The 26606-nt window shown below is 67.2% G+C and carries 22 protein-coding genes, 2 tRNA genes and 1 pseudogene; 18 read left to right on the top strand and 7 right to left on the bottom strand.

Annotation, left to right across the window (positions count from 1 at the left end; all coding sequences use genetic code 11):
• Positions 1-48 precede the first annotated feature (48 nt).
• From rpsP to QFW81_RS08440, 5 genes are all read left to right on the top strand, one after another.
• A complete protein-coding gene (gene rpsP, locus QFW81_RS08460; protein WP_280578267.1) occupies positions 49-309 on the top strand; it encodes a 30S ribosomal protein S16 in 261 nt (86 codons plus the stop codon).
• A gap of 34 nt (positions 310-343) precedes the next feature.
• Positions 344-856 carry a ribosome maturation factor RimM gene (gene rimM, locus QFW81_RS08455; protein WP_280578266.1) on the top strand — a complete coding sequence of 171 codons (513 nt, stop codon included), beginning with the start codon at positions 344-346 and terminating at the stop codon, positions 854-856.
• Positions 857-1034: 178 nt separating this feature from the next.
• On the top strand, positions 1035-1784 hold the full coding sequence (trmD, locus tag QFW81_RS08450) for a tRNA (guanosine(37)-N1)-methyltransferase TrmD (RefSeq protein ID WP_280578264.1): 750 nt from the start codon (positions 1035-1037) through the stop codon (positions 1782-1784).
• Between the two features lie 433 nt (positions 1785-2217).
• Positions 2218-2640, top strand: a complete 423-nt coding sequence (gene rplS / locus QFW81_RS08445; RefSeq protein WP_280578263.1) for a 50S ribosomal protein L19 — start codon at positions 2218-2220, stop codon at positions 2638-2640.
• A gap of 368 nt (positions 2641-3008) precedes the next feature.
• The gene (locus QFW81_RS08440; RefSeq protein ID WP_280578262.1) at positions 3009-3416 is read left to right on the top strand and encodes an RNA-binding S4 domain-containing protein; all 408 of its coding nucleotides are present in this window, start codon (positions 3009-3011) and stop codon (positions 3414-3416) included.
• 185 nt (positions 3417-3601) lie between these two features.
• Here QFW81_RS08440 and katG read toward each other — a convergent pair whose 3' ends face one another.
• The 5 genes from katG to QFW81_RS08415 form a co-directional block, all read right to left on the bottom strand.
• Positions 3602-5860 (bottom strand): catalase/peroxidase HPI, encoded by a 2259-nt coding sequence (gene katG / locus QFW81_RS08435; protein WP_280578261.1) that lies wholly within the window; start codon positions 5858-5860, stop codon positions 3602-3604.
• A gap of 109 nt (positions 5861-5969) precedes the next feature.
• Positions 5970-7178, bottom strand: a complete 1209-nt coding sequence (locus tag QFW81_RS08430) for a BaiN/RdsA family NAD(P)/FAD-dependent oxidoreductase (RefSeq protein ID WP_280578260.1) — start codon at positions 7176-7178, stop codon at positions 5970-5972.
• Between the two features lie 25 nt (positions 7179-7203).
• Positions 7204-9795: a DNA mismatch repair protein MutS gene (gene mutS, locus QFW81_RS08425; RefSeq protein ID WP_280578259.1), complete on the bottom strand. Its 2592-nt coding sequence runs from the start codon at positions 9793-9795 to the stop codon at positions 7204-7206.
• Positions 9796-10145: 350 nt separating this feature from the next.
• A complete protein-coding gene (locus tag QFW81_RS08420; protein ID WP_280578258.1) occupies positions 10146-10955 on the bottom strand; it encodes a hypothetical protein in 810 nt (269 codons plus the stop codon).
• A gap of 230 nt (positions 10956-11185) precedes the next feature.
• Complete coding sequence (locus QFW81_RS08415) at positions 11186-11932, bottom strand: hypothetical protein (protein ID WP_280578257.1); 747 nt, start codon at positions 11930-11932, stop codon at positions 11186-11188.
• A 174-nt stretch (positions 11933-12106) separates the two neighbouring features.
• Here QFW81_RS08415 and mauJ point away from each other — a divergent pair, with 174 nt between their 5' ends.
• Positions 12107-13441, top strand: coding sequence for a methylamine utilization protein MauJ (gene mauJ, locus QFW81_RS08410; RefSeq protein WP_280578256.1), 1335 nt, complete (start codon positions 12107-12109; stop codon positions 13439-13441).
• 73 nt (positions 13442-13514) lie between these two features.
• Here the strand turns inward: mauJ and QFW81_RS08405 are convergent, their stop codons facing one another.
• Entirely contained in the window at positions 13515-14879 is a 1365-nt protein-coding gene (locus QFW81_RS08405; protein ID WP_280578255.1) for a phospholipase D-like domain-containing protein, read from the bottom strand.
• Between the two features lie 91 nt (positions 14880-14970).
• The gene (locus tag QFW81_RS08400; protein WP_280578254.1) at positions 14971-15303 is read right to left on the bottom strand and encodes a helix-turn-helix domain-containing protein; all 333 of its coding nucleotides are present in this window, start codon (positions 15301-15303) and stop codon (positions 14971-14973) included.
• Positions 15304-15414: 111 nt separating this feature from the next.
• Between QFW81_RS08400 and QFW81_RS08395 the strand changes: the two genes are divergently transcribed.
• From QFW81_RS08395 to QFW81_RS08340, 12 genes and pseudogenes are all read left to right on the top strand, one after another.
• Positions 15415-15861, top strand: coding sequence for a hypothetical protein (locus QFW81_RS08395; RefSeq protein ID WP_280578253.1), 447 nt, complete (start codon positions 15415-15417; stop codon positions 15859-15861).
• 643 nt (positions 15862-16504) lie between these two features.
• The gene (locus QFW81_RS08390) at positions 16505-19159 is read left to right on the top strand and encodes a TonB-dependent receptor (protein WP_280578252.1); all 2655 of its coding nucleotides are present in this window, start codon (positions 16505-16507) and stop codon (positions 19157-19159) included.
• 172 nt (positions 19160-19331) lie between these two features.
• Positions 19332-19835 carry a CinA family protein gene (locus QFW81_RS08385; RefSeq protein ID WP_280578251.1) on the top strand — a complete coding sequence of 168 codons (504 nt, stop codon included), beginning with the start codon at positions 19332-19334 and terminating at the stop codon, positions 19833-19835.
• Positions 19836-19889: 54 nt separating this feature from the next.
• Positions 19890-20156: pseudogene (locus tag QFW81_RS08380) on the top strand (ubiquinone biosynthesis protein UbiB); the annotation flags it as partial.
• 49 nt (positions 20157-20205) lie between these two features.
• The gene (gene lexA, locus QFW81_RS08375) at positions 20206-20853 is read left to right on the top strand and encodes a transcriptional repressor LexA (RefSeq protein WP_280578248.1); all 648 of its coding nucleotides are present in this window, start codon (positions 20206-20208) and stop codon (positions 20851-20853) included.
• A gap of 157 nt (positions 20854-21010) precedes the next feature.
• Entirely contained in the window at positions 21011-22048 is a 1038-nt protein-coding gene (gene recA, locus QFW81_RS08370) for a recombinase RecA (RefSeq protein WP_280578363.1), read from the top strand.
• Positions 22049-22171: 123 nt separating this feature from the next.
• Positions 22172-22564 (top strand): putative quinol monooxygenase, encoded by a 393-nt coding sequence (locus QFW81_RS08365; RefSeq protein ID WP_280578247.1) that lies wholly within the window; start codon positions 22172-22174, stop codon positions 22562-22564.
• Positions 22561-23049 carry a recombination regulator RecX gene (recX, locus tag QFW81_RS08360; RefSeq protein WP_280578245.1) on the top strand — a complete coding sequence of 163 codons (489 nt, stop codon included), beginning with the start codon at positions 22561-22563 and terminating at the stop codon, positions 23047-23049. The genes QFW81_RS08365 and recX overlap by 4 nt, the downstream gene beginning before the upstream one ends.
• A 126-nt stretch (positions 23050-23175) precedes the next feature.
• On the top strand, positions 23176-25830 hold the full coding sequence (alaS, locus tag QFW81_RS08355; protein WP_280578244.1) for an alanine--tRNA ligase: 2655 nt from the start codon (positions 23176-23178) through the stop codon (positions 25828-25830).
• A 154-nt stretch (positions 25831-25984) separates the two neighbouring features.
• On the top strand, positions 25985-26191 hold the full coding sequence (gene csrA, locus QFW81_RS08350; protein WP_149104278.1) for a carbon storage regulator CsrA: 207 nt from the start codon (positions 25985-25987) through the stop codon (positions 26189-26191).
• Positions 26192-26267: 76 nt separating this feature from the next.
• Positions 26268-26360: transfer RNA gene (locus tag QFW81_RS08345), tRNA-Ser, on the top strand.
• Between the two features lie 74 nt (positions 26361-26434).
• A tRNA-Arg gene (locus tag QFW81_RS08340) sits at positions 26435-26511 on the top strand.
• Positions 26512-26606 lie beyond the last annotated feature (95 nt).

Genomic DNA, 26606 nt, shown 5'->3' with positions numbered 1-26606 from the left:
CCGGCTTACCTCGCCATCCTGGCGACTGGGCAACACCGAGAACGCACCATGGTCAAGATCCGCCTCACCCGCGGCGGCGCGAAGAAGCGCCCCTTCTACCACATCATCGTCACCGACTCGCGCAGCGCGCGCGACGGTCGCAACATCGAGCGCGTGGGCTATTACAACCCCGTCGCCCAGGGCGCCGAGCAGCGCATCGTGCTGGACACCGCGCGCGTCGACCACTGGGTCTCGCAGGGCGCGCAGCTGACCGACAAGGTCCGCAACCTGTACCGCGAAGCCGGCAAGGCCGCCGCTCCGGCCGCCTGATCCCGGGCCGCGCCGAGGCGCGGCCGGTGCCGACATGAACGCCCCGACGCGCCGAATCCTCATGGGCAGGATCCACGGCGCGTTCGGCGTGCGTGGCGAACTCAAGCTCGAATCCTTCAGCGATCCGGCGGAAGCGATCTTCCGCTACCGGCCCTGGCTGCTGCGCGATGCGCAGGGACGCGAGCGCGAACTCGACGGCGGTCGCGGCCGCAGCACCGCCAAGGGCATCGTCCTGCAGCTGCCGGGCGTGGAGGATCGCGACACGGCCGAGGCGCTGCGCGGCGCCGAACTGTGGGTGCCGCGCACCGCGCTGCCGCCCCCGAAGCCGGGCGAGTACTACTGGGTCGATCTGGAAGGCCTGCGCGTGGTCAATACCGAAGGCGTCGACTTCGGCACGGTGTCGCATCTGTTCTCCACCGGCGCCAACGACGTGCTGGTCGCGCGTGGCGATCGCGAGCGGATGATCCCGTTCGTCCAGCCGGACTACGTCACGTCGGTGGATTTTGAAGCCGGGCTGGTGACGGTCGACTGGGACGCGGACTTCTGAAGGGCGCGGGGTCCTGCGTGCGGCGGGTTTCAAGGCCCGCGTGAGTCCTGCGCCTGGTTGCGGCATCGGCTCCGGTACACGCCGCTGGACCGTGCCGGCGCTGCCGATCCGCGCCCGTACTGCGTGCGGAAGTCCAAACCTTTAGCCTGCTTCGTGTCCCGGATCCCGGATTCCGTCCATGCGCGTCGACATCATCAGCCTGTTCCCCGAGTTCGTCGCCCAGTGCGCCGCCTTCGGCGTGGTCGGGCGCGCGCAGGAGCGCGGCCTGCTGTCGATCCACGGCTGGAACCCGCGGGACTTCGCCGAGGGCAACTACCGCCGGGTCGACGACCGGCCGTTCGGCGGCGGGCCGGGCATGGTGATGCTGATCGACCCGCTGCGGGCGGCGATCGACGCCGCGCGTACCGCAGACCCCGCTCCGGCGCGGGTCGTCTACCTGAGCCCGCAGGGGCGGGCGCTGAACCAGGCGCGGGTCCGCGCGCTCGCCGGGCAGTCCCGGATCATCCTGCTGTGCGGACGCTACGAGGGCGTCGACGAGCGGCTGCTCGCCGCCGAGGTCGACGAGGAGCTGTCGATCGGCGACTACGTGCTCTCGGGCGGAGAACTGGCCGCGGCAGTGGTCGTGGACGCGGTCGCGCGGCTGCAGGACGGCGTGCTCAACGATGCCGACTCCGCCGTTCAGGACAGCTTCGAGGGTGACGGCCTGCTCGACTGCCCGCACTACACGCGGCCTGTTGAGCATTCGCTGGGGACGGTGCCCGAGGTGCTGCTCTCGGGCAACCACGCCGAGATCGCCCGCTGGCGCCGTCGCCAGGCGCTGCTGCGTACGCGCGAGCGTCGCCCGGACCTGCTGGCCGCCGCCGGCCTGAGCGCGGAGGAAGCGCGCTGGCTCGAGGCGCAGGATCGGGCCGGCGGCGAAGAGGGCTGACCGGGGGTCGGATTCCGGGTCTGGTCCCTTGGCCGGATCGACAATGTCGGGCGGGTCGATCGGGGCAGGGGGAGGGCCGGGAAGGTTCGGGCCAGCGGCCGGGTCGAGGGCGCTGTAACGGCTCCAGCCGCCCGGGCGAGTGGGATTGGGCCGCTGGCAGACCCCGGGGGCGTTCCGGGCGGCGCAGGCCGGCCCCGGGTGCGCTTCGCTTACCCGGGCTACGGGCTCGGTTGGGAACTCGTGGGGGGAGGGGAGCGCGGTCTTGCGCTGTCTGCGAGGGCTGCAGGCTCGCAGCGCGCCGCTGGCGGTGGTTCCGGGGGGGAATTCCCGCTATCATGCGCGGCTGACCTGCCACAGGCAGGCATTGCCAAGAGCGTGCGTCCACGTGCACCACGCCTACAACGACTCCAACAGGCTCCAACGAGATACCGCCATGACCACCAAGCCGTCCCTGAACACCCTGCTGCAGCAGTTCGAGACCGAGCAGGCGCAGCGCCAGCTCCCCGACTTCGGCCCCGGCGACACCGTGATCGTCAACGTGAAGGTCAAGGAGGGCAACCGCGAGCGCGTCCAGGCCTACGAGGGCGTGGTCATCGGCAAGAAGAACGCCGGCCTCAACTCGTCGTTCACCGTGCGCAAGATTTCCCACGGCTACGGCGTCGAGCGCGTGTTCCAGAGCCACAGCGCCGCGATCGACTCGGTCGAGGTGAAGCGTCGCGGCAAGGTGCGCGCGGGCAAGCTGTACTACCTGCGCGGCCTGGAGGGCAAGAAGGCGCGTATCAAGGAAGACCTGTCGGCGCACGCCAAGGCGAAGGCGGCTGCGGCCGCGGCTGCGGCGGCCGAAACCGCCGAATAGGCCCGCGCTCCGCGCGATCGCGACGGCCGCCCCCGGGCGGCCGTTTGCGTGTCCGGGTGCCCTCACCAGGCAGCAGGTCGGTCGCGACGTCCCTGGCGCGCTGTCGGCTTTGGCCGGTGCCCGACGTCGGACTCGGGTTGGCGTCCGAACCGGCTCGAATCAGTGTGCCCCCGGGCTCCGCACGTCATGTCATTCGCCCGTCGGGCACGCATCGCCCGGCGACCTGATCGCGGCAGCGTCCTCGCGCATGATGCCGGCCGGGCGCCCGCGGACGGTCCGCGCGAACGCCCTCGACCCATGCTCGTCGCGCGCCTATCCCACTCGCCATGCGGCGATCCGGCCCGGGGAGGGCCGGTACAATCCACGTGATGGCGTCCACCCCAGAACCCGCCCAGAGTGTCCGCCTCGACCTGTGGCTGTGGGCTGCCCGGTTCTACCGGACGCGCGCGCTGGCGCGGCAGGCGATCGACACCGGCAAGGTCGAGGTGGGCGGGCAGCGCGCCAAGCCCGCGCGCGCGGTGCGGGTCGGCGATGCGCTGCGTGTCGAACGCGCAGGCGAGACCTTCGAGGTCGAGGTGCGCGAGCTGTCCGACGTTCGCGGACCCGCACCGCAGGCGCAGGCGCTCTACGCCGAATCAGTAGCATCGCGCGAGCGCCGCGAGGCGGCACGTGCACTGGCGCGCGCCGGGCGCAACGGGTTCCGTCCACCCGACAGCAAGCCTGACAAGCGTGCACGTCGCCTGATCCGGGCGCTGGGCGACATCGACGCCAGCTAGGGCAGGGCGGGTTGAGGACCGGCGTCGCCGATGCGATGCCCGGCCAGCCCGCCCGGAGGGCAGCGGAGACGACTCCGGGGCCCGTTCCGCCGGTCCACGCCAACGTCGTTCCGCGCGGCAGGATCGCCGCGGTACCCGCGAACGCGCCGGCCGCGCCCGACGCATCCGCAGGCGCGCCGTCCGGATCAGCGCAGGTCGAACCGGTCGAGCTCCATGACTTTGTGCCACGCCGCCACGAAGTCGCGGACCAGCTTCTCCTGGCCGTCGTCGCTCGCGTACACCTCGGCCAGCGCGCGCAGCACCGCATTGGAGCCGAACGCCAGGTCGACCCGGGTGCCGGTCCATCTCTTCTCGCCGCTGCGGCGGTCGCGTCCCTCGAACACGTCGGCCGCCTTCGATACCGCCTGCCACTGCGTGCCCATGTCGAGCAGGTGGCGGAAGAAGTCGTTGCTCAGCACACCCGGGCGATCGGTGAACACGCCATGCGCGGCGCCGCCGTGGTTGGCGCCGAGCACGCGCAGCCCGCCGACCAGCGCGGTCATCTCCGGCGCGGTGAGCGTGAGCAGCTGCGCGCGATCGACCAGCAGGTGCTCGGCGGGTACCTTCGAATGGCCGCGCGTGTAGTTGCGGAATCCGTCCGCCCAGGGTTCCAGCACGGCGAAGGATTCCACGTCGGTCTGATCCTGGCGCGCGTCGGCGCGGCCCGGGCTGAAGGGCACGCCGACCTCCACCCCGGCGGCTTTCGCCGCCTGTTCCACGCCGACCCCGCCGGCGAGCACGATCAGGTCGGCCAGCGAGATCTTCTTCCCACCCGGCGCGTCCAGGTTGAACTCCGACTGGATCCGCTCGAGCGCCTTGAGCACCTTGCCCAGCTGCGCGGGCTGGTTGACCTCCCAGTGCTTCTGCGGCGCCAGGCGGATGCGCGCGCCGTTGGCGCCGCCACGCTTGTCTCCGCCGCGGAACGTCGACGCCGATGCCCAGGCGGTGGAGACCAGCTCGGCGACCGACAGGCCTGCGTCGGCGATCTTCCGCTTCAGCGCGTCGATCTCGGCCGGCTCGACCAGCGGATGGTCGACCGCGGGCAACGGGTCCTGCCACACCAGTTCCTCCTTCGGCACCTCGGGCCCGAGGTAACGCGAACGCGGCCCCATGTCGCGGTGGGTGAGCTTGAACCAGGCGCGGGCGAACGCGTCTGCGAACGCCTGCGGATTCTCGAGGAAGCGCCGCGAGATCGGTCCGTACACAGGGTCGAACCGCAGCGACAGGTCGGTGGTGAGCATGCGCGGGCGGTGCTTCTTCGTCGCGTCGTGCGCGTCGGGCACATCCTCCGGGGCGTCCTTGGCCACCCACTGGTGGGCGCCGGCGGGCGACTTCTCCAGCTCCCATTCGAAGCCGAAGAGGTTCTCGAAGAACTTGTTGCTCCACAGCGCCGGGGTCTGGGTCCAGGTGACCTCCAGGCCCGAGGTGATGGTGTCGGCACCCTTGCCGCTGCCATAGCGGTTGTGCCAGCCGAAACCCTGCAGTTCGAGTTCGGCGGCTTCGGGCTCGGCCCCGACATTGTCGGCCGGGCCGGCGCCGTGGGTCTTGCCGAACGAGTGGCCGCCGGCGATCAGCGCGACCGTCTCCTCGTCGTCCATCGCCATGCGGCCGAAGGTGTCGCGGATGTCCTTCGCCGCGAGCAGCGGGTCGGGATTGCCGTCGGGGCCCTCGGGATTGACGTAGATCAGGCCCATCTGCACCGCGGCCAGCGGATTCTCCAGCCGGCGCGAGTGCACGTCGCCGTCGGCATCGTCGTCCGACACCAGCACGCCCTCATCGCCCGGCTTCTCCACGCCCTCGGAGCCATGCGCGTAGCGCACGTCGCCACCGAGCCAGGTGGTCTCGCGGCCCCAGTACACGTCCTGGTCGGGTTCCCAGGTGTCCTCGCGGCCGCCAGCGAAGCCGAAGGTCCGGAAGCCCATCGTTTCAAGCGCGACGTTGCCGGCCAGGATCATCAGGTCGGCCCACGAGATCGACTGCCCGTATTTGCGCTTGATCGGCCACAGCAGCCGGCGGGCCTTGTCGAGGCTGACGTTGTCGGGCCAGCTGTTGAGCGGTGCGAAGCGCTGCTGGCCGCGGCCGCCACCGCCGCGACCGTCCTGGATGCGGTAGGTACCGGCACTGTGCCAGGCCATGCGGATCATCAGCCCGCCGTAGTGTCCGAAGTCGGCCGGCCACCAGTCCTGCGAATCGGTCATCAGGTCGCGCAGATCCCTCTTCAGCGCGTGGTAGTCGAGCGCGCCGAAGGCCTTCGCGTAGTCGAACTCCGGATCCAGCGGATCGGAGCGGCTGGAGTGCTGGTTCAGCAGGTCCAGCCGCAACTGGGTGGGCCACCACTCGCGGTTGCCGGTGCCGCCACCGGCGGTGGCGTGGAACGGGCACTTGGCTTCGGCTTCGGTCGACATGGCGCGTGCTCCTGGCGGATGGAAAGTCGGTCCACCTTACGCCTGCGTCATGAATAGATGAAATCGAAGAATGCGAAGGTCAGGATAGGAGGAGGCTATCGCGAACGGATCAAACCGCGCTCCCTGCCGCATGACCCGATGCCCATGCCCACTGGAAATTGTAGCCCCCGAGCCAGCCGGTGACGTCGACGACCTCGCCGATGAAATACAGCCCGGGCACCCGTCGCGACATCATCGTCGTCGACGACAGGCCGTCCGTGTCCACGCCCCCCAGCGTGACCTCGGCAGTGCGGTAGCCCTCGGTGCCGCTGGGCACCACCGGCCAGCAGGCAAGGGTGTCGGCCAGTTCGCGCAGCTGCGCCGGCGTGTACTGCTTCATCGGCCGGCTGGGCAGCCAGACCTCGCACAGGCGCTGGGCGAAGCGGCGCGGCAGGACCTCCCCCAGCACCGTGCGCAGTTCGGCGTCCGCGCGCTCGCGCTGGCGTGCCGTCAGCCAGTCGCCGGCATCACGTCCGGGCAACAGGTCGACGCGAAGATCATCACCGGGTTGCCAGTAGGAGGAGATCTGAAGGACCGCCGGTCCGCTCAGCCCGCGGTGGGTGACCAGCATCGCATTGCGGAAACTGGCCCCGTTGCAGCTGATTTCGACCTCCAGCGACAGGCCAGACAGATCCTGCACTCGCTCCAGGTGCGTGCCCGACAGCGTCAGTGGCACCAGGCCGGCGCGCGTGGCGCGCAGGTCGTGGCCGAACTGGCGCGCGAGCTGGTAACCGAACCCGCTGGCGCCCATGCTCGGGATCGACAGGCCGCCAGTCGCCACCACCAGCGCGCCGCACTCGAGCGTGCCGTGCGACGTGCGCAGGCGGAAGTGCCGTTCGCCCGGCTGTTCCACCGATTCGACCGTGCAGTGGGTGCGCACCTGTGCGCCGACCGCGTCGGCCTCTTCGAGCAGCATGCGCACGATCTGCTTCGAGGATTCGTCGCAGAACAGCTGCCCCAGTTCCTTCTCGTGGTACGCGGTGCCATGGCGCTCGACCATCGCGATGAAGTCCGTCGGCGTGTAGCGCGCCAGCGCCGACTTGCAGAAGTGCGGGTTCGCGCCGAGGTAGTTGGCGGGCGTGGTGCCGGTGTTGGTGAAGTTGCAGCGCCCGCCGCCCGACATCAGGATCTTCTTGCCGACCTTGTTGGCGTGATCCAGCACCAGCACGCGCCGGCCGCGCGCGCCGGCGGCGATCGCGCACATCAGGCCCGCGGCGCCGGCGCCGAGCACCACGACATCGACCGCGGAGGTCTGCGACGCGTGCGGCTCGCCGGTCACGGACGCGCGCGCCGGCCGACGCGACTCACGACAGCGCCTTGAGCCGGTACAGCGCCTCCAGCGCCTGCTTCGGCGTGAGCTCGTCCGGTTCGATCGAGGCCAGCGCTTCGAGTGCAGCCGAGGCGGGCGCGAACAGCCCGAACTGCTGCGGCTGGTCGATGCGCTCGGCCGACATCGGCGCCGTCGCAGGGGCGTCGTGCGAGCGCCGTTCGAGTTCGGCCAGGCGCGTGCGGGCGTCGCGGATCACCGCTTTCGGCAGGCCCGCCAGCGCGGCCACCTGCAGGCCGAAGCTGCGGTTGGCCGGTCCGTCCTTCACCGCGTGCATGAAGACGAGCGTGTCGTGCCCGTGCGCATCGTGGTGCTCCACCGCGTCCAGGTGCACGTTGGCGATGCCGCTGCCGGGTTCGGCCAGTGCGGTGAGCTCGAAATAGTGGGTCGCGAACAGGGTGTAGCTGCGGTTGGCGGCGGCCAGCTGGCGTGCGCAGGCTTCGGCCAGGGCGAGGCCGTCGTAGGTCGAGGTGCCACGCCCGATCTCGTCCATCAGCACCAGCGACTGGTCGCTGGCGTGATGCAGGATGTAGCTGGTCTCGGCCATCTCGACCATGAAGGTGGACTGGCCCTTCGCCAGATCGTCGCCGGCGCCGATGCGGGTCAGGATGCGGTCGATCGGGCCGATCTCGGCGAGCGACGCGGGCACGAAGCTGCCGATGTGCGCCAGCAGCACGATCAGCGCGTTCTGGCGCATGTAGGTGCTCTTGCCGCCCATGTTCGGGCCGGTGATGACCAGCATGCGCCGGTCCTCGCCCAGCACCAGGTCGTTGGGCTCGAACGGCTCGTCGCGCACCGCCTCCACTACCGGGTGGCGACCGCGCTCGATGCGGATGCCGGGCGTATCCGACAGCGCCGGGCGCGACCAGTCCAGTGCCTGCGCGCGCTGCGCGAACGCGGCCAGCACGTCCAGTTCGCTGAGCGCGGCGGCGCACCGGCGCAGCGGTTCGAGCCGCGCGGCGAGCGCGTCGAGCAGCTGTTCGTACAGCAGGCGCTCCCGCGCGAGCGCGCGTTCGCGTGCCGACAGCACCTTGTCCTCGAAGGTCTTCAGTTCCTCGGTGATGTAGCGCTCGGCGCCGGTCAGGGTCTGGCGCCGGGTGTAGTGCGTCGGCGCCTTCGACGACTGCGCCTTGCTGATCTCGATGAAATAGCCGTGGACGCGGTTGTAGCCGACCTTGAGCGTGGCGATGCCGGTGGCGGCCTTTTCGCGCGCTTCGAGCTCGACCAGGAACCCATCGGCGTTCTCGCTGAGCCGGCGCAGCTCGTCCAGCTCGGCGTCGTGGCCCTCGGCGAACACGCCGCCGTCGCGTGCCAGTACCGGAGGCTGTTCCACCAGCGCGGTGGCGAGCAGGTGGGCTTCGGCGGCGTGCTCGCCCAGCGCATCGGACAGGTCGCGCAGGCGCGGCGAATCCAGCGGCGCCAGCAGTTCGCGCACCGCGGGCAGCATCGCCAGGCCGTCGCGCAGGGTGGACAGGTCGCGCGGGCGCGCAGAGCGCAACGCGATGCGCGAGAGGATGCGCTCCAGGTCGCCCAGCGCGCGGAAGCGTTCGCGCAGGGGCTCGTCCGCGCGTGCGTCGATCAGGGTCGCCACCGCGGCGTGGCGCAGGCGCACCGTATCGCGCTCGCGCAGCGGGCGGTGCAGCCAGCGGCGCAGCAGGCGCCCGCCCATCGGCGAGACCGTGGTGTCGAGCACGCCGAGCAGGGTGTGGCGGGTGTCGCCGTCGACGCGCGTGTCGAGCTCGAGGTGGCGTCGGGTGGCGGCGTTCATCGCGATCGCGCCGTCGCCGCTCTCCACCGCGATCGAGGTCAGGTGCGGCAGCCGCTGCTTCTGGGTCTCCTCGACGTAGCCGAGCAGGGCGCCGGCCGCGGCGATCGCGAGCGGACGGTCCTCGATGCCGAAGCCGGTCAGGTCGTGCAGGCCGAAGAACTGCAGCAGCTGGCGACGGCCGGATTCGGCGTCGAACAGCCAGGGCGCGCGCCGGCGCAGGCCCGTGCGCTCGTGCAGGAAATCGGGCCAGCCTTCCTCGTCGGGCAGCAGCACTTCGGCCGGATCCAGGCGCGCCAGTTCGGCTTCCAGTTGCGCGTCGCCGGCGACGTCGTTGACCAGGAACCGGCCGCCGGCGAGATCCGCCCAGGCCAGGCCGTAGCCGGTGCGGCCGCGGGCGACGGCGAGCAGCAACGTGTCGCGGCGTTCCTGCAGCAGGGCCTCGTCGGTCACCGTGCCGGGGGTGACGATGCGCACCACCTTGCGTTCCACCAGCCCCTTGCTCGCGGCCGGGTCGCCGATCTGCTCGCAGATTGCCACCGACTCGCCCAGCGCGACCAGCCGCGCGAGATAGCCCTCGGACGCATGGTGCGGCACGCCCGCCATCGGGATCGGCTGCCCGCCCGAGCTGCCGCGCTGGGTCAGGGTGATGTCGAGCAGGCGCGCGGCCTTGCGCGCGTCGTCGTAGAACAGTTCGTAGAAGTCGCCCATGCGGAAGAACAGCAGGACATCCGGATGCTCCGCCTTGGCGGCGAAGAACTGCTTCATGAGAGGGGTATGCTCGACCTGCTTTCCGGATGTCATAACGTATTGCTATTGAAAGAGAAAAATACTGATTCGTCGGCCGAGATCAACCGACATCCGGGCTCCGCATCAACAGCGTGCGATTTCTCGGGGCGAGTTCAAGCGCCCGCGGTCATGCAAGTGGTTGATGCAACAAAGAAATCCGCGTGCGAGCGAAGGCGCGACAGGCCTGATTGTAGGTCGACTGCTTTGTTTCAGGCCAAAAAGGTAGCCATGGGGTAGCCACAAATCACATGCTTCCAACCGCTTTCACTCGCTATCACCCTCGGTCTGCGCTGGTCAGCGTTCTGTCTACCCGCCTGAGGAGCTAATGGCGATCCTCCGCGTGCGAAGGTGGGGTCGAAAACTGGTCAGCGCGTGGATGCGGAGATCCTTGGCTTCTTGTCGCGCCCAAGATTCTTTACATAGGTCCCATCCACCAGCTCATCTGGAGGCAGGTCTAGCAATACGTTGACAAGAGTCGCCATCGAGTCATTGGACAGGGTGAATGCCTTGGGGATGCCACCGAGCCAGTCGCCACGTATCTCGTCAATTGACTCGCGTAGCGCGCGGACGAAGTCTGCTTTGGAGGGACGAGTGCTTCGTGTTGCCGCCGCGGTCAATGGGTCGTCGGCGGCGGTCTTGGCGTTCTGTGCATCGTTGCCGATTACGCGAATACAACTTGAAAGGGAAGGCCAATACTTCATGTCGAACCGGCTGCTCAGGTGATCCAGCGGCTCTTTGAGGTAGCTACTAAAGCGCGAGTTGCCTGCACTGGCCTCTGATATGACCTCGCAAATGTCGTAGTGAGTGCCGCTACTAAAGGACGAGCGATTGTGGAGGTCATCTCGGTCGACCAGGAGATCCGATAGCGCGTGAGCATGTTTGGCAATGCTCTGATTCAGTTCCATCAGGGCTTTCTCTTCGGCACGAGCTTGGGCAATCTTCTCCAACGACCAGAACGCAGCCGTCGTTAGAAGGCGACCAAGAAGGATCTTCCAAGCAATGTCGTCCCTGGCGAGCTTGGTGTGGACCACCTCATAAACATCGACTAGCTCGTCCCCACGAGCAAGCAGGCGTTCCGCGATCCTATTTTTGCTAGGAAGTATTCCTTTCTCATCGTTACTTCGAATCTCTTCGCGCAGGTAGCTTTCGCAGATCTGTCGGGCTTTGCTGATCATGCTCGTAGGGTTCTGGGTGGGATGGTGCGGATGTGCGGGAGGCTAACTGATCGACGCAGGGTGGTCGGCATCTGAACGCGGACATTCTCATACCCTTTCAGGTGCCCTGGTGTCAGGGCTATCCACGCACAACCCCGATCCGACATGGGGCAGGCTCCTAGCGCACGAGAAAAAATGGGCCCAATCTGGAGGCCCATGGTATAGGTTTGCCGAGTTATGGATTACGTAACTCACTGCCAGCGAAGGATCAGCCCATTCTCGCTACTCCCAGGCGCGCCGATTGAGATGAAGGCGGGGCGGTAGACGAAACGTAGCTCCTCGTTCTCGAAAACTCTCGGCGGGCTCTCGGGGCGGCCTACGAGGTGAAGAACTACCTGGTCATGGAATGCGGCAAACAAGCGTAGGCCGTTGATGCGAATCTGCCCGCCTAGCAGCTTCTTGGTCATCGGATTCGAGCCGGCCCACAAAGGTGTTACCGACGCATCCTGCGGATTGGGGAGGTCTTCGCTGCTTCCATCGACGGAATACAGCCCGCAGCCATGCGGCACCTGGCCGAGGCCGAAGATGAAGCGGACGATGTGTTCGTGAGGCAGCCACTTACGGCGATCACTCCATCCTGCCGCCAAGCCGTTGATCAACGTCTTGAATACCCAGCGCTCAATGAGTGCGCCGTCGATCTCCGGGCGGCCGATCTGATTGCCAGCGGCGGCATGAAGCAGGTGTTCGGCGAGCTGTCCCGCTTCGGCGTCCAGGACGCTGAGAGCAGAGTTGTGCTTCTTGCACAGGATCTTGGCCGTGAGCGCACTTTGCGGGAGGTGCCCGCTGGGCGTTCGATGCATGCCTTCGACGTGGGTCGGACAGTCGCACCACGAGGCGAAGACCGATTGGCTGACGACGTGCTCGCGAGAGAGCTTGTCGCAGCCGCCCAGAATCGCGGCCCAACACTGTCGCATTGCTGGATTATTGGCGGCGTGCATCCGCTGAGCTTAGTCTCGGCCTGGCCAACCGCAAAGTGTCAAGCTTCCGTCGCAGCAGCTGAGAGTCATGCCCTTGTGGACGGGCGTCATCACAGTTTCGACGCTCGGGAGCCCGGCGTTTCGCCGGGCACAAACTGCAATAGCCTTGCGAAGTCCATTCCCGGAAGAATTTGCATGAAGACACCATATGTCCCCCACGTGTTTGGCGAGGCCGCCGTCCGGAAGCTTCGCAGTCGCGTGGGCTGGGTCTCGGCCGCGGTCGCATCATCGGTCCCGTGGCCGCAGAAGGATGTCTGGGTTCAATACGCCGGCGACGACTTCATCCTGCGTGGCACTGAAAACGGTCCCCAGCCGACTGCTCCTGCCATCACTGTTCCAGGAGATCGAGAGGAACTGGAACAGTCTTTGGCGCGCGTTTATCGCTTCACATCCGTGCTCGGGTGGTTCTTGGGCGGATACGTTGATGTGGTCGATGTAATCAGCGGGAGCCATCCGTTTGGCTTTGGCGCACAAATGCGGCATGCATTCTCAACGGTCGGACAGGCTGGCGCCAAGTCGTTTAATTGCAACCACATGCCGATCATTGAGGATGAAAATATTCGTATCGCGCTAGCCTTCTGGCGAGAAGGTGAGAGGCTCAGGCGCGTCCACGATAGCTATTCATTCCTGAGCTACTTCAAAGTCATTGAATCGCAATACAGCAATGGCCGCCAGCGAGAAGCGTGGTTCAACAATAACATCGACAAGATGGCGGGAGACGCTGCTGCCCGCGTCGCACAACTGCGGGCGGGCGGCGCTGATGTTGGGCGGCACCTTTACGACAGTGGGCGCAATGCCGTGGCACACGCTTCGTTCGGCGGCGGCATCGTTGATCCCGACGTCGTTGCCGACCGGAGGCGTATTTCTGCCGACCTAGTGCTGATGCGCGAGCTTGCGTGGCGCTACATATCCGAGGAGCTGAGAGTGCCCACCGCAAGATCCCTTTCCGACACGCGCAACCGACTTGAGTCATGGAGTTCATTGCTCGACCCAGTGGCGCTTGCGACGCTTGAGGATGGCGCGACGCCCGATGCGTCCACATTGGGGCTGGAAGGCTTACGCGTTGGGCTGGCGCTCTGGCCCGATCATCCCATGGATGGCTTGCGTGCTCTGACGATGCACGTAGATGCAGTGCACGAAGGGGCTGTTCGAATACTGCTGTTCAACGATCGAATGACGATGATGTTCGCGTTTGTTCTGGACTTCCGGCACGGACGCATACACACACAACTAGACAACAGTAGCCTGCTGCAGAACGATGAACATCATCCGGTGGAGGATGATGTCAGAGAATTCGCGACGGTCTTCCATCGAGTTATCGGCAATGCCGTTGTGGAGCTATGCCTAGAAGGACGAGAGCCGATTGATTGCGAAGTCGTCATTCCGGTCAACATCATTCCCCGGAACCCGGATGAAGCCGTAGAAGAAGCTGTTGAAGCCTTCCGGCGAGAGCGCGGGCAGCAAGGTTAGACAACTATCCGCGCCATCCTTCTGCCGCATCTCGGGCGGCTGCGCGGAGGATCAGTTGGCATGCTGCAAACTGTTACACAACCACCTCCACATCATTGCCGAGTGCGCATAGAGCCTTGCTCGTGCGCGAGTTGCGGGGCGGATACTCGGTCGGCCTGGCCCAGCCGACCACCTCCCCCAGGATGTTCGTCCCGATGTGATGGAGTTTGAATTCGCGTTCGTGGCTGGCGGTCCAGATACGCTCGGCGACGTTACCCTTGCCCCAGATGACGAAATCGAACATTTCTGGGGCCGACATGCCGTTGATGGTCTTTGTAGTCCAGAGCATGTGTGCCAGAGCGACGCCTTTGGCAGCGCCACCGGGATCGGTGCCGAGTCCCAGGTAACCGTTGCTGACCTTAGATGCGTGATCGCCGAAGGCGTAGATGTTGGTGAGTGCGCTCACCCATTCCTGTTCGTCGAGGGTCGTGATCCGGCCCTTGCCGAATAGAGCTCGCAACAACGGTGCAGACTGGTAGATCGTGCCTTCCTCGTGTTCGTGTTCATATGCGCCGCCTTTCCACCAGGCCAGAGCGGCGCTCAACGCGGCCTCCGGGTTGTTCCGGTGCTTGTTGAACTCGCGGAGGTAGGCGTTCTTCTCCGAGTTGGGGCGCACCCTCTGGTAGTAATACGCATGCAGGAACTGGTCGCCTTGGACCCCTTGCGGAACGTCCGAGGCGATCCAGTCAGGCCGGTTCTCGTCCAGAGAGACCCGGGCGCCAACACTTCGGATCAACTGTAGCGTTTGACCCCATTCTTGTTTGAACGCAACCAACCGCTTGTCCTTGGTTTTACGGGTGGCGGCGACCGTGATGGGCGTAGTGCGGTCCTTTAGCTTCCAGTGCCCATCTTCGTATTCTTGCTGTATGTCTTTGAGCTTCTTTAGCAGCTCGGCGCGGCGCTTATCGATCTTGACCTGTCGCTCGTATTCCTCGTCATCGAGTGGGAATGAGTTCTGCTCCAGTCCGTCGAAGAAGTCTTCGAGCTCCAAAATGAGGCCGAACTGTTCGAGTTCCTCGTGTGTAAGGTAGATGCCGGCCTCGTAGTTCTTGAACCAGGCGCGGTCGGTGAGGTTGGCTGAGCCGATGTAGGCGCCTTGCCCAACCCACCAGATGACTTTGGCATGCAGCCAGTGCGGGACCAGCTTGCAGATGGCGTTCGGGGAATTTCGCCTCAGGAACCAGTTGAGGACGCGCAGATCAATAGGACAGGTCCCGTCGACGCGGCCGTAGAAGGTCAACTTCTTTCCTTTTCGCAGACAGTCATCGAACAGCAGGATCTTGTCGACGCCCTGTTGGGCATAGGCGATGGCGGCCTTGACTTCAACGCAGTCTTCAATCGCCGCAAGATGCGCGTTATGCAACATGCCGCCCGCAAGCGGCCTTCCGACAAACTCCACGATGCCCCCGGTTCTAGTCCCCCGGCTCAGTCTACCGGGACGGCTGGGGAGGGGGTTGTGCGAGGCCTGTCTCCCACTGCACTGCCTGGGTTTACCCCGATTTCGCAGGCTGCGCAGTTAGAAGTCGTTTGACGACTTCAGGGCGTTTGTCTTCCGGCATGCGCGAAAGAGCCAAGATCGCATTCGCCATTGCCGGCGTCTCCGCGAGCAGATAAGCAACAGGCACTTCCAGGATCTCGGCTAACTTCTGCAAGTTGTCGAATCCGACTGCAGTGACTTGATGCTCGTAGCGGTTGATGCGGGAAGAGCCCTTGTCCTTGCCAAGACCCATGAGATCCCCCAATGCGCGCTGGCTGAGGCCGCGCAGCTCCCTCGCCTGAACCAGGCGGGCAGCGAAGAGGGCTCGGGCGGTCAGCTTCGTCAACAGAGGGCATCGGCAATGCGGAAGCCCGAAGAATGGCGAACCCTCTCCCTATGCGGCAGACTCTATCTTTTAGATAGAGGGTCGCGCAATCGACCTGCCCGGGAGCAGCTGATGAAGCGCGCCAAGGATCCGATCATGGAAGTGCGGTTTCGGCAGGAGATTGCCGACGCCCGTAGCGGAGTGCGGCCCTATGTCACCCGCAAGGCGGCTGCTTGGTATCTGGGCATGCACTGGACGAGCCTGACCAAGCTTCAGGAAGAAGGGTTCGGGCCGCCATCGATCGTCCATGACCGGTCGAAGCAGACGAATGCCCACCAGTTCTATGAGCTGTCGGACCTCGACTCATGGATGTCGTCGAGAAAGGTTCGGTTTCGCGGGGACAAGGCAGACATCTCGACGCTGGATCTTCTGAAGCGACGCGAGCAGGCCATGAAGTTGCGAGCAGAAATCCGCCGTATGGAAGAGAGATTAGGACGGTTGCAACGACGGCTTGCGAAGGACGGACCGGCGCTCTCCGAAAACCTGAAAAATCGTCCAAATCAGCGACAAATTCGGTAGCCAAACGTAGACAGCGGGTAGCCAAATCGTTCGACAAGCCTTTGCGTCGACAATGAATCCAAGCAGAAACAAATAGATAGATGTAGTTTCAGCCAGCACACGCGATTACTGCTTCATCAGCGGGGTGTGTTCGGGCGACCTGTCCAGCTTCATTCGACCTGCGGCGGGGACGCGCGCGACGGCGCGCCGGCCCGGAATTGTATCCGCCCGCGCCCGCGCGCCAGTACCCGGGCTGCGGCGGGCCCGGCGTCGTGGGCGGCGTTCGACCGGCCATCGCACGAGGCGCGGCTGCGCCGTGCAGGCGTGTTGCCGCCCGGCGGCGGTCGGGGCCGGGCGCGCGGGTCCGCCCGGGTCGATGCGCACCGGCCGGGCCGCGCCACGCTCGCATTGGCTTGCGGCCTTGCCGGCCGACGACCGCGCGTGCCGGGTCGGCCGCCGGCACCCCATACGCCGGTGCACGTGGCACTTCCCATCGCCGTGAAGTGTGTTAGGTTTTCGTTCGCTCCAGCCTCATCGGACGGCGGCCAGTCCCCCACGCGGGCCGACGCGTCCGGAGCCCGCGCCCACTGACCGGCCGCGCGGTCGCGTTTCACCGCATGACCGGCGCCACCGCATCGCCATCAACCTTCTGGGGGACATCCACATGGCTTCACGCCATCCGCAGCACAGCATCCTCGCCATCGCCCTGGTGTCGGCGATCGCCTCCACGGCCGTCCCCGCGACCGCGCAGGACACGCCGGACACGGGGGAAGAGACCCGCACCCTGGCCACCCTGACCGTCACCGCGCAGAAGCGCGAGGAAGCGCTGCAGGACGTGCCCATCTCGGTGACCGCGCTCGACGAACAGCTGCTGCAGGACAGCAGCGTGCGCGACATCAAGGACATGCAGATCCTGGTGCCGGGCCTGACCGTCACCAGTACCCAGAACGAGGCGATCACCACCGCGCGCATCCGCGGCATCGGCACCGTCGGCGACAACGTCGGCCTGGAATCGTCCGTGGGCGTGGTGATCGACGGGGTGTACCGGCCGCGCAACAGCGTCGGTTTCGGTGACCTGGGCCAGCTCGAGCGTATCGAGGTGCTCAAGGGCCCGCAGGGAACCGTGTTCGGCAAGAACACCTCTGCCGGCGTGATCAACGTCGTGACCCGTCGCCCGAGCTATACCCAGAGCGCCGAGGCGGAAGTGTCGGTGGGCAACTTCGGCGCGATGGGCGTGTCGGGCGCATACAACGACGCCTTCAGCGACACCGCCGCCTTCAGCGTCTACGCCGCCAAGCGCAAGCGCGACGGATGGATGGACGTGGAGACCGGCAACGGCCCGCGCACCGAGGACGAGGACTACGACCAGAATTTCCACACCGTGCGCGGCAAGCTGCTGTTCGAGCCGTCCGAAGCGCTCGACGTCCTGCTCTCGGCCGACTACACCAGCCGCGAAGAGAACTGCTGCACGGCGGTCCAGACCACCGTGGGTGGCACCGCCCCGATCCTCAACGCGCTGGCCGGCGGCCAGGCGGTGGCGGCACCCGGTGACGATCCGTTCGACCGTGTCGCATACAGCAACCGCGACACCACCCAGGACATCAAGGACAAGGGCGTGTCGGCCGAGATCAACTGGGACCTCGGCGGCTTCGGTGGGGCCACGCTGACCTCGATCACCGCCTCGCGCGAGTGGCAGGCGATCAATGGCCTCGACTACGACTTCAGCACCGCCGACCTGCTGTACCGCAATGCCAACGAGGACGAGTCGTTCACCGGCTTCGAGACCTTCAGCCAGGAATTCCGCCTGACCGGCGCGACCGACCGGCTCGACTGGATGGTCGGCATGTTCTATTCCGACGAGGATCTCCGCCGCAACGAAAGCTATCGGGTCGGTCCGGCCTACGAGCCGTACGTGTCCACGCTGGTGTACACCCTGGTCGGGCAGAGCCTGGCCGCGGCCGGGGTGCCGCTGGACAACCCGCTGGGCATTCCGCCCGCGGCCTTCCTCTCGCAGGTCGGCGGTACGCCCTACGGCACCGGCTTCACCGGCCTCGGAGCGCTCGACCGCTACGAGCAGAACGCCAAGAGCATCGCCCTGTTCACCAACAACACCTGGCGCGCGACCGATGCGCTCGATGTCACCGTGGGCCTGCGCTACACCCGGGAGGACAAGGAGCTGACGTCCGACTACAGCAATCCCAACGGCAGCCTGGCCTGCACCGGCGCGCTGACCGACCAGAATCCGCTCAACCCGGCCCGCTACGCGCGCCTGCGCGCCGCGCTGGCCTCGCGCAGCACGGCGTTCGCGGGCCTGCCCGGCCCGGTGCAGGACGCGATCATGGCCTCGGCCGGCCCGCAGATCGCCGGCTACATGTGCCTGCCGTGGGCCAACGCGCTGCACAACGGGCGCAGCACCTACCAGGAGAGCGAGGAGAAGGAGTGGTCCGGCACGCTGAAGGCAGCCTACCGCTGGAACGAGCACGTGATGACCTACGCCTCGGCCGCACGCGGCTACAAGGGCGGCGGCTTCAACCTGGACCGGGTGCAGTCCGCCGACGGCGACTCGGCCAGCAGCGCCGGCATCACCCCCGTGGCGGACACCTCGTTCCCCGGCGAGTTCGTCGACAGCTACGAGCTCGGCGCCAAGACCACCTGGGCCGACGGCTCGCTGCTGCTCAACGCCACGCTGTTCCACCAGGAATACGAGGACTTCCAGCTCAACAGCTTCCTCGGCACCAGTTTCGTGGTGCGCTCGATTCCCGAGGTCACGTCCTCGGGCCTGGATGCCGAGATCCTGTGGCAGCCGCAGGCGGTCACCGGGCTGATGCTGCAGGGTGGGCTGATGTACGCCGACACCACGTTCGGCGACGACATCCCGGGGGCGGACTTCGTCGAACGCACGCCCCTCAGCACCTCGGGCGCGCTGTACAAGCTGCCGGGCGCGACCATGCCGTTCGCACCCGAGTGGTCGGGCTCGATGGCCGTGACCTACGAGTGGGACTTCAGCAACGCCATGGTCGGCCGCTTCAACATCGGCGCCAAGTACATGGGCGACTACAACACCGGTTCCGACCTGGACGTGGAGAAGGAACAGTCGTCGTACACGGTGGTCAACGCCCGCGTCGGCATCGGCGCCAGCGACAACCGCTGGACGGTGGAATTGTGGGGTACGAACATCACCGACACCGAGTACGTGCAGGTGGGGTTCGACGCCCCGCTGCAGGGGCTGTTCCCGGATCCGGGCAACCCGCTCAACACCTTCAACGCGTTCCTGGGTGCGCCGCGGATGTACGGCGTCACCTTCCGCGTCCGCTACTGAGCCATCCCCGGCCGTGGCCCGCGCGTCCCTGGCGCGCGGGTCTTTGCCTGGTGCGTCGTTCCGGCGACTGCCCGCCGGCATGCCGCCGGGCACGTCGGCACAGGTGGGCCCGGATGTCGGATTGGCGCCGGTTTGGGTTCAGAATGTGGCGTCTCCCGCGCCAAGCGCCCCCATGTCCACGCAGATCCCCGACGACCAGGCCCTCCACGCCATCGCCCTCGAGGCCGGGGCGCGGCTGCGCGCCGGCCATCACATGCTGGTGACCGCCGAAAGCTGCACCGGCGGCTGGATCGCGAAGGTGGTGACCGATATCGCCGGCTCGTCCGACTGGTTCGACTGCGGCATGGCGGTGTACAGCTACGAGGCCAAGCAGGCGATGCTGGGCGTGCACCCGCAGACGCTGGAAGTGCACGGCGCGGTGAGCCGCGAGACGGCGATCGAAATGGTGTCGGGTGCCCTGGTGCACTCGGGCGCCAGCGTCGCCGTGGCGGTGACCGGCATCGCCGGACCGGGGGGCGGCAGCGTCGACAAACCGGTCGGCACGGTGTGGATCGCCTGGAAGCGCCGTGGCGGGTACGCGCGCGCGGACCTGTTCCATTTCGACGGTGACCGTGAAGCCGTCCGTCGTCAGACCGTGGCAGCCGCATTGCTCGGTCTGGACGGCGCGCTGGCATGAGCGCGGCCGGCCCCGGGAGCGCCGTGTGATGTGGGAAGCCATGTGCGTCGACGGCTGCGCACGGCGCGTCGGGGACGGATGCGGGTGCAGATCGAGGTCGAGGCGCTCGAGGCGTTCGGCGACCAGCTCGACCGCGCGGTCAGCCGACTGACGATGGGCGTGGTGACGGCGGCGCTGATCGTGGGCTCGTCGATCGTGCTCAACAGCGCCGGCGGCGTGACCAGCCGGGCACTGCGGCTGCTGGGGACGGTCGGCTTCGTCGGTGCCGCGGTCGCAGGGCTCTGGGTGCTGTTCTCCATCTGGCGGGGTGGAAAGCGATAGCGGCTCCAGCGGTTGACCCCACCCCGGCTTAGTAGTAATACTACTAACCATGCGTAGCGCCCCCCTCACCGACACCCAGCAGGCGATCCTGGCCTTGATCGCGGAGCGTATCGAGGCCGAAGGCGTGCCGCCGTCGCAGAGCGAGATCGCCCGGGCGTTCGGCTTCAGCGGCGTGCGCGCCGCGCAGTACCACCTCGAGGCGCTGGAGGCGGCCGGCGCGATCGGACGCGTGCCGGGTCGGGCGCGCGGCATCCGCGTGCTGCGCCCGGTGGCGCCTCCGCAGCAGGCGCTGGACCTGCCCCCCGGCAACGAGGCGCTGCGGCTGCCGGTGCTGGGCCAGGTGGCGGCGGGCCTGCCGATCGGCGCCGACATCGGGTCGGACGATTACATCGTGCTCGACCGCGTGCTGTTTTCGCCTGCGCCCGATTACCTGCTCAAGGTCAAGGGCGATTCGATGATCGACGAAGGCATCTTCGAGGGCGACCTGATCGGCGTGCACCGTACGCCGGAGGCGCGCAGCGGCCAGATCGTGGTCGCGCGCGTGGACGATGCGATCACCGTCAAGCTGCTCAAGGTGGGCAAGGACCGCATCCGCCTGCTGCCGCGCAACCCGGACCACGCCCCGATCGAGGTCCTGCCCGACCAGGACTTCGCGATCGAAGGCCTGTACTGCGGGCTGGTGAGGCCGAACCGTTGATGGCGGGGAGTTTTCCGACCCCCGCCCGGGGCATCGGCCGGCATCCAGGGGCCTTCCGGCGCCCTAACTTCGATTCCGGCGTCGGTGTCGCAATCCATGCGATGGGCGCCTGCAAGGATGCATCCAACCCGACATCACCATGACAAGGACCACCACGATGGACGAGAACAAGAAGCGCGCCCTTTCCGCCGCCCTGGGCCAGATCGAGAAGCAGTTCGGCAAGGGCTCGGTGATGCGCATGGGCGATGGCAGCGTCGAACCGGCCGAGGTGATCGGCACCGGCTCGCTGATGCTGGACATCGCGCTGGGCATCGGCGGCCTGCCCAAGGGGCGGGTGGTCGAGATCTACGGCCCCGAATCCTCGGGCAAGACCACGCTCACCCTGCAGACCATCGCCGAGTGCCAGAAGGCCGGCGGTACCGCCGCGTTCATCGATGCCGAGCATGCGCTTGATCCGAACTACGCGCAGAAGCTGGGCGTGAACATCGACGACCTGCTGGTGTCCCAGCCCGACACCGGCGAACAGGCGCTCGAGATCGCGGACATGCTGGTGCGTTCCAATGCGGTCGACATGGTCGTGATCGATTCGGTTGCCGCGCTCACGCCCAAGGCCGAGATCGAGGGCGAGATGGGCGACCAGCTCCCGGGCCTGCAGGCTCGGCTGATGAGCCAGGCGCTGCGCAAGCTCACCGGCAACATCAAGCGCAGCAACTGCATGGTGATCTTCATCAACCAGCTGCGCATGAAGATCGGCATCATGATGCCCGGCCAGAGCCCGGAAACCACCACCGGCGGCAATGCGCTGAAGTTCTATGCCTCGGTGCGGCTGGACATCCGCCGCATCGGTGCGATCAAGAAGGGCGACGAGATCATCGGCAACCAGACCAAGATCAAGGTGGTCAAGAACAAGATGGCGCCGCCGTTCAAGCAGATCATCACCGAGATCCTGTACGGCGAGGGCATCAGCCGCGAGGGCGAGCTGATCGACATGGGCGTGGACGCCAAGCTGGTCGAGAAGGCGGGTGCCTGGTACAGCTACGGCAGTGAGCGCATCGGCCAGGGCAAGGAGAACGCGCGCAACTATCTCAAGGAGAATCCCGAGGTGGCGGTGCGTCTGGAAGCGCAGCTGCGTGAGACGTTCAAGCCCGCCGAGGCCAAGCGCGATGGCGACGATGAAGCGGCCGCTGCCGACTGATCCTGTGGAAGATCTTCGCGGCCAGGGACGGCCATTCCATGCGACCCTTCCCGGTAGCGGGGAGGGTCGTTTCCGTCCGGATGCGGCAGGCATCCCGGACCGGTCAGCAGCGGCGCCGCGGTGATGACGACCCGGCGCCAGGTGATCGTATCCGTCCCGGGCGCGCTGCTGGCCACCTGCCCGGCGATGGCACGCAACCCCGAAGGAGGGCCCATGTACGGTCTGATCGGAAGTCTCAAGGCGCAGGCCGGCCAGCGCGAGGCGCTGCTCGCGATCCTGCTGGAGAACGTCGACACCATGCCCGGCTGCCACAGCTATGTGGTGGCCGAGGACCCGGAAGACCCGGACGTGATCTGGGTGACCGAGGTCTGGGACAGCGCCGGGAGCCATCGCGCCTCGCTCGCGCTCCCGGGAGTGCGTGATGCGATCACGCGCGCCAAGCCGCTGATCGCGGGCTTCGGCCAGCATACCGAGACCCGCCCGATCGGCGGGCATGGGCTGACGATCCCGGCGTGAGCGATACGGACCGCCCGCGGTGGCAGCGTCCCGTCCCCACGCCCACCCAGCGTGCGCTCGGCCTGCTGGTGCGACGCGAACACTCACGCAAGGAACTCACCCGCAAGCTGTCCGCGCGCGGGGTCGATGCCGAGGACGCGCGTGCGGCGGTGGAGCGGCTCGCCGACGCCGGCTGGCAGGACGACACGCGTTTCGCCGAATCGCTGGTGCGCAGCCGCGCCAGCAGCGGCTACGGTCCGCGGCACATCCGCGCGGAACTGGGGACCCACGGACTCGGTGGCGAGGCGGTCGAGGAGGCGATGGCGACGTTCGAGGGCGACTGGACCGAGGCGGCCCGCGATCTGGTGCGGCGCCGTTTCGGCGAATCGGGGCCTGTGGACCTGGCCCAGCGGCGCAAGGCCGCCGACCTTCTGGCGCGCCGGGGTTTCGACGGCGACAGCATCCGCGCCGCCACCCGCTTCGATCCGGACGACGTCGTCGGCTGAACCCGGACACCGGCCGCGGGCGGTTTGCTAATCTGGCGGCTTTGCTGGGTTGCCTGCTCTAGCCTTTGGGGCCCGTCACGGGGCATCGCGGGGGAATCAGGCCGCCCGCCCGCCAGCAGACAGCCCATGACCACGCCATCTCCATTCACGACTGCGCGGATCCGCAGCGATTTCCTCAACTTCTTCCGCGGCAAGGGCCACGAGATCGTGCCCTCGGCACCGCTCGTGCCCGCGAACGATCCGACCCTGCTGTTCACCAATTCCGGCATGGTGCAGTTCAAGGACGTGTTCCTGGGCGCGGAGAAGCGCGCCAATCCGCGTGCGGCCGATGTGCAGCGCTGCCTGCGCGCGGGCGGCAAGCACAACGACCTCGATTCGGTCGGCTACACCGCGCGTCACCACACCTTCTTCGAGATGCTGGGCAACTGGTCGTTCGGCGACTACTTCAAGAAGGACGCCATCGCCTGGGCCTGGGAACTGCTGACCGGTGTCTGGGGCCTGCCGAAGGATCGCCTGCTGGTCACGGTCTACCACACCGACGACGAGGCCTATGCGCTGTGGCACGAGATGGTCGGCATCCCCGCCGAGCGCATCGTGCGCATCGGCGACAACAAGGGCGCGCCGTATGCGTCCGACAACTTCTGGCAGATGGCCGACACCGGGCCCTGCGGCCCCTGCACCGAGATCTTCTACGATCACGGCCCGGAGCATTCCGGTGGCCCGCCGGGATCGCCGGACGAGGATGGCGACCGCTATATCGAGATCTGGAACCTGGTGTTCATGCAGTTCGACAAGCAGCCCGACGGCACGCTGGTCCCGCTGCCCGCGCCATGCGTCGACACCGGCATGGGCCTGGAGCGCCTTGCCGCGGTACTGCAGCATGTCCACAGCAACTACGAGATCGACCTGTTCGATGCGCTGATCCGCGAGGCCTCGGAGCTCACGGGCACGGCGGACCTGCAGAACAAGTCGCTGCGCGTGATCGCCGACCACATCCGCGCCTGCAGCTTCCTGATCGTCGACGGCGTGCTGCCGTCCAACGAGGGTCGCGGCTACGTGCTGCGCCGGATCATCCGCCGCGCGCTGCGCCACGGCTGGATGCTGGGCACGCGCGAGCCGTTCTTCCATCGCCTGGTCGGCACGCTCTGCGGGCTGATGGGCGAGGCCTATCCCGAACTGCCGGCGCGGCGCGAACTGGTGGAGCGCGCGCTGCTGGCGGAGGAGGAGCGCTTCGCGGAAACGCTCGACGCCGGCATGAAGATCTTCGACGACGTCGCCGCGCGCACCGGTGGCAAGTCCATCCCCGGGGCCGATGCGTTCCGCCTGTACGACACGTACGGCTTCCCCCTCGACCTCACCCAGGACATCGCGCGCGAGCGCGGCCTGCAGGTCGACGTCGCCGGGTTCGAGGCGGCGATGGAGAAACAGCGCGAGACCGCGCGCGCGGCGGGCAAGTTCGGTGGCGGCGTGCAGCTCCCGGCCGACCTCGTGGCCCGGCTGCAACCCACGCGCTTCGTCGGCTATGACGCGTGTCAGGCCGACGGCCTGGCGGTACTGGCGCTGCTGCGCGACGGTCGCCCGGTCCAGGCGATCGAAGCCGGCGACGAGGCGATCGTGATCCTCGACCGTACCCCGTTCTACGGCGAGTCCGGCGGCCAGGTCGGCGACAGCGGCGAGCTCGACGGGCTCGACACGCGATTCGCCGTGAGCGACACGCAGAAGCTGGCGGGCCAGTTTCATGGCCATGTCGGCCGCCTGGAGGCGGGCATCCTGAAGGTCGGCGACACGCTTTCGGGCGCGGTCGACGGCGGACGCCGGTCGAGCATCGTGCTCAACCACAGCGCGACCCACCTGCTGCATGGCGCGCTGCGCGGGCTGCTGGGCACCCACGTGGCGCAGAAGGGTTCGCTGGTCGCGCCCGATCGCCTGCGCTTCGATTTCTCCCACTTCCAGCCCGTCACCGAGGGCGAGCTGGGCGAGATCGAGCGGCGGGTGAACCACGAGGTGCGCGCCAACCATCCGGTGTCGATCCGTGAGATGGGCATGCAGGAGGCGATGGACGCCGGCGCCATCGCCCTGTTCGGCGAGAAGTACGGCGAGCGCGTGCGCGTGGTCGCGATGGGCGACTCGGTGGAACTGTGCGGCGGCACCCACGTCGGCGGCACCGGCGAGATCGGACTGTTCAAGCTGGTGTCGGAGGGTGGTGTGTCGGCCGGCGTGCGCCGCATCGAGGCGCTCACCGGGCAGGCCGCGCTGGACCACGTCGCCGCCGAGGAACGACGGCTGCGCGAAGCCGCGGGGCTGGTGGGCGGCACGACCGAGGAGCTGGCTGATAGACTGCGCGGGTTGCTCGAGCGGCAGAAGCGGCTCGAGCGGGAGGTCGAGGCCTACAAGGCCAAGGCCGCCAGCGGCGCCACGGCGGACCTGGCCGGCATGGCCGTCGAGGTCTCCGGCGTGAAAGTGCTGGCAGCGCGGGTGGAAGGACTGGACGCCAAGGCGCTGCGCGACGCGATGGATCGCCTCAGGCAACAGCTCGGTGACGCGGTGATCGTGCTCGCCGGTGCCAGCGGCGGCCGTGCCGCGCTGGTGGCCGGGGTTTCGGGCGCCGCTGCCGGGCGGATCGGGGCAGGGGAACTGGTCGCGTTCGTCGCCGGTCGTATCGGGGGCAAGGGTGGCGGACGCCCTGACATGGCGCAGGGCGGGGGCGAGGATGGCCCCGGGCTGCAGCAGGTGCTGGCGGAGGTGCCGTCCTGGACGGCGGCGAAGCTGAGTCCCGCCTGACGCCTGGTGGTGGCCCCATGACCATCGTCGGTTGACCGGGCGGCCCGTCCCGGACATTCTTCACGTTTGTTCAGTTTGAAACGGTAGCGCGGCCGGCCCGGGCGAGACCGCCACGTTTCAACAGCAGGCCCCTTGGCCTACGGAGATTCCCAAGATGTTGATTCTGACCCGCCGCGTCGGCGAAACCCTGATGATCGGCGATTCGGTCACCGTGACCGTTCTCGGCGTCAAGGGAAACCAGGTGCGCATCGGCATTACCGCGCCCAAGGACGTGGCCGTGCACCGCGAGGAGATCTACCAGCGCATCCGTCGCGGTGACGAGGTCGAGCCGGCGCGCGAGCCGGAAACCGGCAGCGGCTGATTTGCCGCGCCGGTCGCGTCTCCGGTATCCTTCGCGGCCTGTCGCGTGGTGCCCACCGCGCGGCGCGATGTTTCCCGGAGACTTGCCCGAGTGGCCGAAGGGGCTCCCCTGCTAAGGGAGTATGGGGTCAAAAGCTCCATCGAGGGTTCGAATCCCTCAGTCTCCGCCAGTTCCAACCCCGCGTGACATCGCATCCGCATTGACTGGGATGCAGGGAGTTGGGCACAATTCCGCTTCTGCAACGCGCCCGTAGCTCAGCTGGATAGAGCACCAGGCTACGAACTTGGGGGTCGGAGGTTCGAATCCTTCCGGGCGCGCCACGCGGAAAAAACGAAAGGCCGATGGACGCAGTCCATCGGCCTTTTTGCTGTGCGGAAGGGTACGCAGCCGCCGATCCGGCGCGCGGGCGCGACCG

The organism is Luteimonas kalidii, from assembly GCF_029887935.1.
In the GTDB taxonomy this organism is placed as follows: Bacteria; Pseudomonadota; Gammaproteobacteria; order Xanthomonadales; family Xanthomonadaceae; genus Luteimonas; species Luteimonas kalidii.
The sequence above is the reverse complement of the archived record's forward strand: the minus strand, read 5'-3'. Positions and strand labels throughout refer to the sequence as shown.

Excerpts from the sequence above, each read along its gene's own strand:
- QFW81_RS08365 (WP_280578247.1), top strand. The coding sequence starts at position 22,172 with ATGACGACCCGGCGCCAGGTGATCGTATCCGTCCCGGGCGCGCTGCTG.
- rpsP (WP_280578267.1), top strand. The coding sequence starts at position 49 with ATGGTCAAGATCCGCCTCACCCGCGGCGGCGCGAAGAAGCGCCCCTTC.
- mauJ (WP_280578256.1), top strand. The coding sequence starts at position 12,107 with ATGAAGACACCATATGTCCCCCACGTGTTTGGCGAGGCCGCCGTCCGG.
- QFW81_RS08420 (WP_280578258.1), bottom strand. The coding sequence starts at position 10,955 with ATGATCAGCAAAGCCCGACAGATCTGCGAAAGCTACCTGCGCGAAGAG.
- recA (WP_280578363.1), top strand. The coding sequence starts at position 21,011 with ATGGACGAGAACAAGAAGCGCGCCCTTTCCGCCGCCCTGGGCCAGATC.
- csrA (WP_149104278.1), top strand. The coding sequence starts at position 25,985 with ATGTTGATTCTGACCCGCCGCGTCGGCGAAACCCTGATGATCGGCGAT.
- QFW81_RS08440 (WP_280578262.1), top strand. The coding sequence starts at position 3,009 with ATGGCGTCCACCCCAGAACCCGCCCAGAGTGTCCGCCTCGACCTGTGG.
- trmD (WP_280578264.1), top strand. The coding sequence starts at position 1,035 with ATGCGCGTCGACATCATCAGCCTGTTCCCCGAGTTCGTCGCCCAGTGC.
- QFW81_RS08385 (WP_280578251.1), top strand. The coding sequence starts at position 19,332 with ATGTCCACGCAGATCCCCGACGACCAGGCCCTCCACGCCATCGCCCTC.
- QFW81_RS08390 (WP_280578252.1), top strand. The coding sequence starts at position 16,505 with ATGGCTTCACGCCATCCGCAGCACAGCATCCTCGCCATCGCCCTGGTG.
- katG (WP_280578261.1), bottom strand. The coding sequence starts at position 5,860 with ATGTCGACCGAAGCCGAAGCCAAGTGCCCGTTCCACGCCACCGCCGGT.
- mutS (WP_280578259.1), bottom strand. The coding sequence starts at position 9,795 with ATGACATCCGGAAAGCAGGTCGAGCATACCCCTCTCATGAAGCAGTTC.
- QFW81_RS08415 (WP_280578257.1), bottom strand. The coding sequence starts at position 11,932 with ATGCACGCCGCCAATAATCCAGCAATGCGACAGTGTTGGGCCGCGATT.
- rimM (WP_280578266.1), top strand. The coding sequence starts at position 344 with ATGAACGCCCCGACGCGCCGAATCCTCATGGGCAGGATCCACGGCGCG.
- alaS (WP_280578244.1), top strand. The coding sequence starts at position 23,176 with ATGACCACGCCATCTCCATTCACGACTGCGCGGATCCGCAGCGATTTC.
- rplS (WP_280578263.1), top strand. The coding sequence starts at position 2,218 with ATGACCACCAAGCCGTCCCTGAACACCCTGCTGCAGCAGTTCGAGACC.
- lexA (WP_280578248.1), top strand. The coding sequence starts at position 20,206 with ATGCGTAGCGCCCCCCTCACCGACACCCAGCAGGCGATCCTGGCCTTG.
- QFW81_RS08395 (WP_280578253.1), top strand. The coding sequence starts at position 15,415 with ATGAAGCGCGCCAAGGATCCGATCATGGAAGTGCGGTTTCGGCAGGAG.